The 10,950-nt window shown below is 36.9% G+C and carries 7 protein-coding genes; 4 read left to right on the top strand and 3 right to left on the bottom strand.

Going from position 1 to position 10,950, the window contains the following annotated elements; translation table 11 throughout:
- Together HZR84_04195 and HZR84_04190 are read right to left on the bottom strand one after the other, a co-directional pair.
- Positions 1-813: a 5'-nucleotidase, lipoprotein e(P4) family gene (locus tag HZR84_04195; GenBank protein QNL21171.1), complete on the bottom strand. Its 813-nt coding sequence runs from the start codon at positions 811-813 to the stop codon at positions 1-3.
- Positions 814-821: 8 nt separating this feature from the next.
- Positions 822-2,258: a trypsin-like peptidase domain-containing protein gene (locus HZR84_04190; GenBank protein ID QNL21170.1), complete on the bottom strand. Its 1,437-nt coding sequence runs from the start codon at positions 2,256-2,258 to the stop codon at positions 822-824.
- A 79-nt stretch (positions 2,259-2,337) separates the two neighbouring features.
- Here HZR84_04190 and HZR84_04185 point away from each other — a divergent pair, with 79 nt between their 5' ends.
- From HZR84_04185 to rseP, 3 genes are read left to right on the top strand one after another with little or no spacing between them, the layout of a single operon-like run.
- Complete coding sequence (locus HZR84_04185; GenBank protein QNL21169.1) at positions 2,338-3,843, top strand: GH3 auxin-responsive promoter family protein; 1,506 nt, start codon at positions 2,338-2,340, stop codon at positions 3,841-3,843.
- A complete protein-coding gene (locus HZR84_04180) occupies positions 3,840-5,018 on the top strand; it encodes a 1-deoxy-D-xylulose-5-phosphate reductoisomerase (GenBank protein QNL21168.1) in 1,179 nt (392 codons plus the stop codon). Before HZR84_04185 ends, HZR84_04180 begins: the two co-directional genes overlap by 4 nt.
- Positions 5,006-6,316: an RIP metalloprotease RseP gene (gene rseP / locus HZR84_04175; GenBank protein ID QNL21167.1), complete on the top strand. Its 1,311-nt coding sequence runs from the start codon at positions 5,006-5,008 to the stop codon at positions 6,314-6,316. The genes HZR84_04180 and rseP overlap by 13 nt, the downstream gene beginning before the upstream one ends.
- Here the strand turns inward: rseP and HZR84_04170 are convergent.
- Entirely contained in the window at positions 6,313-8,196 is a 1,884-nt protein-coding gene (locus HZR84_04170) for an OmpA family protein (protein ID QNL23184.1), read from the bottom strand. The genes rseP and HZR84_04170 overlap by 4 nt on opposite strands.
- A 249-nt stretch (positions 8,197-8,445) precedes the next feature.
- On the opposite strand from HZR84_04170, the gene lon reads away from it, so the two are divergent.
- Positions 8,446-10,929: an endopeptidase La gene (lon, locus tag HZR84_04165; GenBank protein QNL21166.1), complete on the top strand. Its 2,484-nt coding sequence runs from the start codon at positions 8,446-8,448 to the stop codon at positions 10,927-10,929.
- Positions 10,930-10,950 lie beyond the last annotated feature (21 nt).

Below are 10,950 nucleotides of genomic sequence, written 5' to 3'. Positions count from 1 at the left end.
TTAATAAGAAATAAGTTTCGATCTTCGAATTGAATCTTTTGCTGAAGGATTTAATTGATAATTTCCTTCATATATCCCTTTGCTTTCCCAGTCTCCATAGATTGAATTGGGGAAAACGATAAATTTTCTACCAAATGTCGAACGGAGTGAATCCGTCAAAGCGTTTCTATGAACGGTTCCTTTATTATCAAACAATTCACTAAAATCAGACATATTATCACCCATATAAAGGACAACATCATAATTCTGCAGGACTCTTTTTCGTCTTATTTCCTTACCGCTACTAGTTGTTTTTAAGAAAACAAAAGAAGAATCTGCATTGGGCAAGCCCAGTTTTTGTAAATTATTTATGGTTGCTGTTTTCTCCGATTCACTGCGGTTTGAAATGTAAAATATTTCAATGCCCATTTCCTTAACCCGTGTAAAAAAATCTATGGCTCCGGGAATTGCTTTTGCCTTTTCTAATAGAACCCATTCCTTCCATGATTTTTTTGAGTATTCCTGGTTTTTTTCAATCAGCATTGCATTATAAAATGAATTATCAATTACAGTTTCATCAAGGTCACTTATAATAGCTAATGGCTTTTCGTTATGCGCCTCAAGATCTTTTAGATTATCCAAAGCAATATTATAGGCCTGATAGCATAGAGCGCGATGTTCTGCGGAATGCTGTTGCCATAATACAGATTGAACAGAATAATCTCTTAGCCTGAGATCAGTATTGGGATTAGTCTTATCAATAGAGTTTGAACATGCTGAAAGTAGAATGAATACTACAATATTCAGAGCGAAGCTTAAGTGTTGATGGATCATTGATAGATTTAAAAATAGAATGAATAAAAGCCCCTGATATTGTTGTTGTTAATACCCTCGATTCTTACTCTGCCTTTGACGTTCTTTAATATTTTTTCAATTTCTCTTGCTTGTTTTACACTATTGCCATTAATAGCCGTAATAATAAAACCTTCTTTTAAACCGAGATCTCTGAATAATCCCGAGCTGATACTATTAATTCTGATTCCACTATTGATTCGCAACTGTTTGGCCAAATAATTGGGAATTTCTTCCAATTCTGCACCCAAAAATTCAGATTCAAAGACAATTCTTCGGATTAGATCTGTAGTGCCTTCAACATTGGTTAGGGTTAGTTCTTTCTCAATTAGTTCGGAATTTCGCTTATATACCAATTTGATCTTATCGCCTGGCCGGTAATAACTCAATTGTTCATCAAATTCAGATTCCGTATCTACAATATTATCATCAATTTTAAGGATAATGTCCCCGGCTTCTAAACCGATTTTATCAGCAGGAAAATTCTTCTCCACATGATTAATAACAACACCATCCAGATTTTCAAGATTTAATTTATCTGCAACTTTCTCTGTTACAGGCTGAATTTCAATACCTAAAGTTGCTTTTTGAACTCTTCCATATTGTATCAGGTCATCTGCTACTTTTTTTGCAATATCTACGGGTACAGCAAATCCATAGCCTGAAAATGCCCCTGAAGGTGATAAAATAGCGGTATTTATGCCAACCAATTCTCCACTCAGGTTTACCAATGCACCTCCGCTGTTCCCGGGATTGATGGCAGCATCCGTTTGGATAAAAAAGTCTATAGGAAATCTATTGGACAGTTTATTGAGGTCTCTTCCTTTTGCACTAACAATTCCCGCAGTAACTGTTGAGGTTAAGTTAAATGGATTTCCCACTGCCAAAACCCAATCGCCAACCTGCAATTCTTTCGAACTACCAATTTTAATGGCTGGCAAATTTTTCTCTTCGATTTTTATTACAGCGATATCAGTTCCCGGATCCGTACCTATTACTTCAGCTTCGTAATTTCTCTTTCCGATATTTACCATAATCTTTTGTGAATTATCAATGACATGGTTGTTAGTTATGATATAGCCATCTTTTGAATAGATAACTCCCGATCCGGAAGAGATCACTTCTTGCGTTCTTCTCGTAGAACCGCCGTTAAAAAACCAGTCTAAAAGATTAATGGTCTCGTATTCGTGAGAAAAAATAGTTTTTATATAGACAACACTTGGCGTGCTGCTATTCGAGGCTTCCCTGAAATTAACATCCGGAATAGCTCTTGAATATGATTGCTCGGTATTATATACCGGTTTTTCTTCAACTATTTGTTTAGAATTATAAGGGCTTTGCTCTTCTGAAAAATATTCTGAATAAATAAATGCTCCTCCAAGCCCGGATAGTGAAGAAATTAAAACCGTAATTAGTGTTTTTTTCATTTTTCAATTTTGCTCACGATCATTGCAATATTAATAAGTCTTTGAAAACCTAAGAAGTTCTGTATCTTTTAAAATTCTAATGGGCATAAAAAGTTGGCTAAGTATTCCTTTTGCAAAGTACGTTGTTAATCAACAACGTAAATGGGCACAAAAACCTGCGATGCATCAAAAACGAACTTTTGAGAATCTCATTGTCCAGGGAAGAGAAACTTTGTTTGGTGAAGATCACGGCTTTAAACATATCAGAAGCGTAAAAGAGTTTCAAGAACGGGTACCCTTAAGGGATTATGAACAATTAAGGCCATACATTGACAAGATCCGTGCGGGGGAAAGTGATGTGCTTTGGAAAGGTCGTCCGATTTATTTTGCCAAAACTTCCGGTACAACTTCGGGCTCAAAATATATTCCAATTACCAAAAGTTCCATTCCCAATCATATTAATTCTGCAAGAAACGCTCTTCTCAGCTACATTAGAGAATCAGAAAACAGCTCATTTGTTGACGGGCAAATGATTTTTTTATCGGGAAGTCCTGAGTTAAATATGGAAGGTGATATTCCAACCGGAAGGTTATCCGGAATTGTCAACCATCATATACCACAATATCTTAGAAGAAACCAGAAACCAAGCTACGAGACAAATTGTATAGAGGATTGGGAAGCTAAGTTGGATAAAATAATTGAGGAAACGGGTGAGGCTGATATGCGACTTATTTCAGGAATTCCTCCCTGGATTCAAATGTATTTTGATAGGTTAATTGAAAAATATAAGCGGCCAATTTCAGAAATTTTCCCAAATCTTTCTCTGATCGTTCATGGGGGTGTCAATTTCAAACCTTATAGCAATAAATTGTTCGAAAGTATTGGAAAGGAAATTGATGCCATTGAAACCTATCCGGCATCAGAAGGATTTTTTGCTTTTCAGGACAGCCAGAATGAAGAGGGCTTGCTGCTCCAGTTAAATTCGGGGATATTCTATGAATTTGTGCCACTCGAAGAAATTCAGAATGAAAACCCTAAAAGATATTGCATTGAAGACGTGGAACTTGATAAAAACTATGCAATAATAATAAATAGCAATGCCGGTTTATGGGCTTATTTGATTGGCGATACTGTCAAATTTGTTTCAAAATCACCATACAGAATCGTTGTAACGGGTAGGGTCAAACATTTTATATCAGCTTTTGGCGAACATGTAATTGCAGAAGAAGTGGAAAAGGCTTTGAACGAGACGATTAAAAAATTCACGGAATGCGAGATAGTTGAATTCACAGTTGCTCCAAAAATTAATCCTGAAAAGGGTCTCAGTTGTCATGAATGGTTTATTTCCTTCTCAAAACAACCAAACAATATTACTTCTTTCGAAAAGGAATTAAATTTGCAACTTTGCCGACTAAATTCATACTACGATGATCTCATCCAGGGCAATATTCTTAAGAATCTTGAAGTTGCAATTTTGCAACCCGATGCGTTTATCAGATTTATGAAAAAAAATGGAAAACTGGGAGGTCAGAATAAAGTCCCGCGATTATCAAATGACAGAAAATTTGCAGATGGTCTTACAGAATTTGCGCTAAATCAAAAATGAATCTAAATCTATTTCCAAGAAATATCGGAATTTTAGGATCTACCGGATCTATAGGAACACAGGCTCTGGAGGTGGTGCGAAATTATCCGGGGAAATTTAATATCAATGTCCTGACTGCAAATAATAACGCAGAACTATTAATTAGTCAGGCTTTGGAATTCCAGCCGGAGCATGTTGTAATTGCCAATAAAGATAAATACCAACAAGTCAAAAATGCATTAAAAAAAGAATTTGTTAACGTTCATTCCGGTGAAGACGCCATCTCTGATGTAGTTCAGATCAATGAACTCGATGTGGTTTTAACGGCCTTGGTTGGCTATGCCGGCTTAAGACCAACCATAAAGGCACTGGAAAAAGGTAAACACATTGCACTGGCCAATAAGGAAACCTTAGTTGTTGCCGGAGAATTGATAAAAAAATTAGCGGATAAATATGACTGTGAGATTTACCCTGTAGACTCAGAACACTCTGCTATTTTTCAATGCATGATCGGAGAAGAGGAAGAGAATATCGAAAAAATATATTTGACAGCCTCAGGAGGACCATTTAGAGGAAAGAAAAGAGAGCAACTGGAAAATGTAAGTATTCAAGAGGCACTGAACCATCCAAATTGGAATATGGGCTCGAAGATTACCATAGATTCTGCCACTTTAATGAATAAAGGTCTGGAGGTTATAGAAGCAAAGTGGCTTTTTGGTTTACATGAAGATCAGGTAGAAGTTGTGGTTCACCCGCAATCGGTTATTCACAGCATGGTACAATTCAAGGACAGCTCGATCAAGGCACAATTGGGTATTCCTGATATGCGTATTCCAATACAATACGCCTTGAGCCACCCTTTAAGACTGGAATCTGATGTGCCAAGATTTAATTTCAAGAATTACCCCATGTTTACTTTTGAAGAACCGGATTTTGATACTTTTAAAAATCTAAAGCTGGCATTCGAGGCCTTAAAAAAAGCGGGTATTGTGCCTTGTGTTTTGAACGCAGCAAACGAAATTGCTGTTGAGGGGTTTTTAAATAATAAAATTGGATTTTTAGCAATGTCAGACTTAATAGAGCATTGCATGAATAAAATAACATACATTGCTCATCCAAATTATGAGGATTATGTTAGTGCAGATAGGGAAACAAGAATTATAGCAAAGGAATATTTAAATAGATGGAAGGATTAATTATGACGGGCCAGCTGTTGCTGGGACTGTCCATTTTAGTAGGATTACACGAATTGGGACACCTTATAGCTGCCAAGGTTTTTGGGATGAGAGTGGAAAAGTATTCCATTGGTTTTCCACCAAAAATTTGGGGAATAAAATACGGCGAAACCGAATATTCAATCGGTGCTATTCCATTGGGGGGCTTTGTAAAAATTGCCGGGATGGTGGATGAATCTCTCGATACAGATAAAATGGAATCACATCCCGAACCATGGGAATTCAGGGCTAAACCCGCCTGGCAGAGATTAATCGTGATGCTCGGTGGAATAATCGTCAATGTAATTACAGGTATCGTAATTTTTGCTATGCTGAAATTTAGCTATGGCGAAACTTTTATTTCCAAAGATGAGGTCAATAAGCATGGAATATATGCCCATTCTTTAGCCGAGGAGATAGGATTAAAAACAGGAGATAAAATCGTTAAAATAAATGGAGAAGACTTTGATGATTTTGCGGAAGTTCAGGGTAGTAAAGTTTTATTGGAGTCAAATGCCTTTTTCACTGTATTGCGCGACGGAAGCGAAGTCATTGTGGAAGTACCTGACGATTTTATTTCGAAGAAAATAGAAAGTGACGAACCCTTTATTTCTCCTCTTGAGCCATTTATTGTAGGTGAAGTTTTGAAAGGAAGCGTTGCGGATAAAGGGGGATTACAAACAGGAGATAAAATTATTTCTGTAAATGGTATTGAAGTAAATTATTTTCAGACTTTAGTAGATGTTCTTTCGGAGAACAAAGGAAATACCGTCAACGCAAAAATTTCAAGAAATGGTGAAAATCTTGAAAAAGAATTTGAAGTTGGGGAAGATGGTAAGTTGGGATTTTATTCAGAATCATTACTTCAAAAATCAACTGTAGAATATGGCTTTTTCGAAAGCATTCCAAAAGGTGCTGGAATGGCTTTTACCGTGGTTTATGATAACATAAAAGGATTTGGCAAAATTTTTAGCGGGGATGTGGCAGCCGATAAGGCAATTTCAGGCCCTATTGGAATTGCCAAGTTTTTTGGAGGTCAGTGGATTTGGCAAAAATTCTGGTATATAACGGGCCTCTTATCCATGGTTTTGGCCTTTATGAATTTACTTCCAATTCCCGCTCTTGATGGTGGACATGTTGTATTTCTTCTATTTGAAATAGTATCCGGAAGGGCGCCTTCATTGAAATTTCTGGAAGTGGCTCAAAAAATTGGTATGGTAATTCTTCTTGGAATTATGGGCTTTGCCATATTCAATGATATTATAAAAGTGATTTTTTAATCGCGAAAGATTTCAAACTCAACCCGGCGGTTTAGGTGTCGGTCTTCATCACTTTTCTCAATTTTAACAATTGGTTTGTCAAATCCGTATCCAATGGCCTCAATTCGATTGGATTCTATTCGGCCATTTTCTATGATGTAATTTTTAATTGCATTTGCCCTGGAATGTGACAAACGGTGATTTGCTTCTGAATCGCCCTGAGAATCAGTATGTCCTGATATTCTCAGGTTAAAATCCGGATGATCCAATAAAAATTCTATTACCTTATAAATATCATCCTCCATAGATGGCAATATGGTTGAATCTCCTTGAAGAAATTCAATGGATTCAAATTTGAGTTTGCTAGAGATGGGATTGGTTGAAAATAGACGTTCTGTATCTCCGTCTAATTCAAAAATTTCTTCGATTCTAAAAAAATCTTCGCCCTGAATGACTAAAAGATATGTTCCGTTATTGATCAAATCAAATTCAAAGCTGCCATCGGGTCTCAGATATTTAGGGGCTATGGCAATACCTTTTTCAAGATCGATGACTGATGCGATTCCTTTTAAGGGAAGACCTGTAGCCGTATCCAATACGGTACCTTTAAACTTGGTTGTAGCTTTAGGTTGAGCCCCCATAGGCAATGGAAAAGAATGAAGATCCAAATTGTCAATATCATCCGCTTCTGAGCGAGCGTAATAGAGATGTTCAGATTTACTATCGATAGTAAAATAATATTCACTGCCTTCACCATTTACTAAAGGTCCTATATTCTTTGGTTCTGAAAACTTGTGTTCGCTTCCCAATCTTGTTTTATAAATATCAAAGCTTCCGAAATTAACTATTTGACCATTGGAACTAAAGTACAATACATTCTCCTTGGGGTGAAAATATGGACTTACTTCACTTTTCCTCGTATTGATTTTTGGCCCTATATTTTTTGCCGGCATCCATTTTCCCTCTTTGTCTTTTATGGAATAATAAATATCAGATAAACCAAACCCTCCCAGTCTGTCAGATGAAAAAAAGAGTGTATCTCCGGAATGCGATAAGGTAGGTTGGGAATCCCATGCTTTGCTGTTAATGGTAACGCCTAAATTTTTTATGTAGCCCCAGGTGGAATCTTCTCTTTTCCTCGCCTGAAATATATCGCAGTCGCCGTAGCAATCGGGGCAATCGCATTTTACAAATAGCAATGTTTTTTCGTCCCTTGAAAGAAAAGGTGAACCTTCATTGTATTGAGAATTAATATCGGTCAATGGTTCCGCCCATACCCAGTGATCGTTCCACTTTTCAGTGACATAGAGGTCTTCATCCTGCCGGTATCCAAAAGCTTCCTTAACTTCATTTCGTCTGGAAGAAAAAATAAGAACATCTCCCTTTAAGTTGATGGTTGGGCCATAATCTGAAGCGAGTGAGTTGACGTCTTCGCCCATATTCAAATAAATATCAGGAGGGTGTAAGGTATCTGTTGATTCGTCTGTACCGACGAGGTCATAATAATATTGAATCGGAACGTAGTACTCTTTGTCAAGTACCGTTAGAGAATCGTAAAAAATTCGCACTTTTTGAACGCTGTCTCTTTTATGTCTTAATACATAGCGATAAACCACTTTTGCATCTTCCAGTCTGCCCGTATTTTCATACAATTGCCCCAATCGCCACATCATATCCGTGTTCTTATAAAAATTTTGTATGCCAAATTGACTGATATATTTTTCCAGCTCCCTGATCAGTTTTGATATTTTATTTTTCTTTTGAAGCCTAAGTATTTTTTTGACTTTGCCTTTTTTATAATAATAGGGGATGTTGCCAATATTTGAGAATTCAAAAGGTTGATAAAACTCTGAAGACTGGGATTGAGCCACTACATCTCTATTTTTTGGGCCTTCAGGCATAGAAAAGGTAGTGGTTAAGGCGACTCCACAAATCAATAAGATAATACAGTAAAATTTTCCGGAAAATGATCTCAAATTGAAATTGTCATAAAAGTGGCCAATAAACCTCTTTTTCAAATTTAATACATTTTCTCTTAGTCCCTTTTTTGGCATAGCTATTGCACCAAAATATAATTCAATTTATGAAAGTAAAATGCAGATCAATATTGATACATTTTACTGCCAATATGGCAATTTCTCATGCATGATATGAAAAAACCAGATAATACAGTTTCAAATAAATATGTTTTAGCAGAATTAATTGACGATGACGGAGATTTTATACCATTAATTTCTCCCGAAGATGATACCGATCCGGATGACGTTCAGGAGATTGATGCCTTACCAATATTACCCGTTAGAAATACTGTTTTATTTCCGGGAATGGTTATACCCATCACGGTTGGACGTGAAAAGTCAATTAAACTTGTTAAAAAAGTCTATAAACAAGACAGGACCATAGGGGTAATCACTCAAAAAAACAATAAAACCGACGATCCAGATTTCAATGATCTTTACAGAATTGGTACCGTTGCACATATTGTAAAAATGCTGGTTTTACCCGATGGGAATACAACCATTATAATCAGAGGAAAAAGAAGGTTTGAACTTTTGGACCCTATCAGTACCAATCCTTTTTTCTCAGCCAAAGTGAGAACCCTTGCAGAAAGGTTTCCCAATAAAAACAGCAAGAAAATTTCGGCTTTAATTTCTTCAATTCAGGAAGCGGCCAAAAAAATTCTGAAATTAAATCCAGAAATTCCAAAGGAGGCGCAGGTCGCCTTGGACAATATTGAAAATCCGGGATTTTTAATTCACTTTTTAAGTTCGAATATTAGTGCAGAGGTGTCTGAAAAGCAGAAACTTCTCGAAATTGAAGATGGGGTTGACCGGGCAACATTACTGCTCGAATACATGTTGAAGGAAGTAAAAATGCTGGAACTGAAGCATGAAATTCAAACCAAAGTTAGTACCGATATAGACCAACAGCAAAGGGATTATTTCCTGCGTCAACAAATAAAAGTGTTGCAGGACGAACTTGGATATGAAACACCTGACCAGGAGGTTGAAAAACTTAGAGTTAAGAGTAAAGAAAAAAAATGGGCTAAAGAAGTTGAGTCTCATTTCAATAAGGAACTGGACAAGTTGTTGAGAATGAACCCACAGGCAGCTGAATATCCGGTTACGATGAATTATGCTGAACTCATGTTGGATTTGCCCTGGGAGGAATATTCAAAGGACAATTTTGATCTTAAGAGGGCCAAAAAAATACTTGATGAAGATCATTATGGATTGCAGAAAGTAAAAAACAGAATCCTTGAATACCTGGCGGTATTAAAACTTAAGAACGACATGAAAGCTCCAATTTTATGTCTTTACGGTCCTCCGGGAGTAGGTAAAACCTCATTGGGAAGATCGATTGCCAAAGCACTTGGCCGAAAATATGTGAGAATGTCATTGGGGGGAATAAGAGATGAAGCAGAAATTAGAGGACACAGAAAAACCTATGTAGGTGCCATGCCCGGAAGGATTATTCAAAATATTAAAAAAGTAGGTTCAAGTAATCCAGTTTTTATTCTTGATGAAATCGACAAAGTAGGAGCAGATTTCAGAGGCGATCCTTCTTCGGCCTTGCTTGAAGTTTTAGATCCGGAGCAGAATGCCACATTTGTCGATAATTACCTGGAAGTGGAGTACGATCTGTCAAAAATTCTATTTGTGGCTACTTCAAATTCACTTGAGAGTATTCAGCCTGCACTTCGTGACCGAATGGAAATAATTGAAATAACCGGTTATACCCTTGAGGAGAAAGTACAAATAGCTAAAAAACATTTATTGCCAAAGCAGAGGAAATCGCATGGCTTAAAGGCAGCTCAATTTAGCATGAATAATGAGGCCATCACTAAGGTGATCGAAGGCTACACCAGAGAATCAGGTGTTAGGGAGCTAGAAAGAAAAATCGGAGAATTGGCCAGAAGCACGGCAAAATCCGTAGCAATGGAGGAAGATTTTGATTCAAAACTGAGTGGAAAAAATGTGATCGAAATTTTAGGTACAGAAATATTTGATAAGGAGATTTACGATAATAATGAAATAGCTGGAATTGTTACAGGTCTCGCCTGGACACCTTACGGCGGTACAATTCTTAACATAGAGTCAAGCTTGAGCCGGGGTAAAGGAAAATTAACCCTTTCAGGTCAGTTGGGGGATGTAATGAAGGAATCTGCCATGGCGGCGATTTCCTATTTAAAAGCTCATGCCCCTGAATTGGGAATTGATTATCGCATTTTTGATCAGTTTGATCTTCATATTCACGTACCCGCCGGAGCAGTTCCTAAAGATGGACCCAGTGCGGGAATTACGCTATTCACTTCAATAGCTTCTTTATTTACTCAAAGAAAGGTTAAAAATAAATTGGCAATGACAGGCGAAATCACCTTGAGTGGTAAAGTATTACCGGTAGGCGGAATTAAAGAAAAAATCTTAGCGGCTAAAAGAGCCGGAGTAAAAGATATTATTCTGTGTGAGCGCAATAAAAAGGATTTTGAAGATATTGAAAATGAAATGATCAAAGGGATAAATATTCACTATGTGAGCGATGTGAAATCTGTATTGGATATCGCACTTCTAAAAACCAAAGTCCAAAATCCTATAGATTTGCAGGTCTTAAATTCAAAGGATCAGCAGAGCTAGTTTCAATTTAAGTGTAATATT

Origin of the sequence: Hyphobacterium sp. CCMP332 (genome assembly GCA_014323545.1) — a bacterium.
Classification (GTDB): Bacteria; Bacteroidota; Bacteroidia; order Cytophagales; family CCMP332; genus CCMP332.
The sequence above is the reverse complement of the archived record's forward strand: the minus strand, read 5'-3'. Positions and strand labels throughout refer to the sequence as shown.

Coding starts and splice junctions, on each gene's coding strand:
- HZR84_04180 (QNL21168.1), top strand. CDS start 3,840: ATGAATCTAAATCTATTTCCAAGAAATATCGGAATTTTAGGATCTACC.
- HZR84_04170 (QNL23184.1), bottom strand. CDS start 8,196: ATGCCTGAAGGCCCAAAAAATAGAGATGTAGTGGCTCAATCCCAGTCT.
- HZR84_04185 (QNL21169.1), top strand. CDS start 2,338: ATGGGCATAAAAAGTTGGCTAAGTATTCCTTTTGCAAAGTACGTTGTT.
- HZR84_04195 (QNL21171.1), bottom strand. CDS start 813: ATGATCCATCAACACTTAAGCTTCGCTCTGAATATTGTAGTATTCATT.
- rseP (QNL21167.1), top strand. CDS start 5,006: ATGGAAGGATTAATTATGACGGGCCAGCTGTTGCTGGGACTGTCCATT.
- HZR84_04190 (QNL21170.1), bottom strand. CDS start 2,258: ATGAAAAAAACACTAATTACGGTTTTAATTTCTTCACTATCCGGGCTT.
- lon (QNL21166.1), top strand. CDS start 8,446: ATGAAAAAACCAGATAATACAGTTTCAAATAAATATGTTTTAGCAGAA.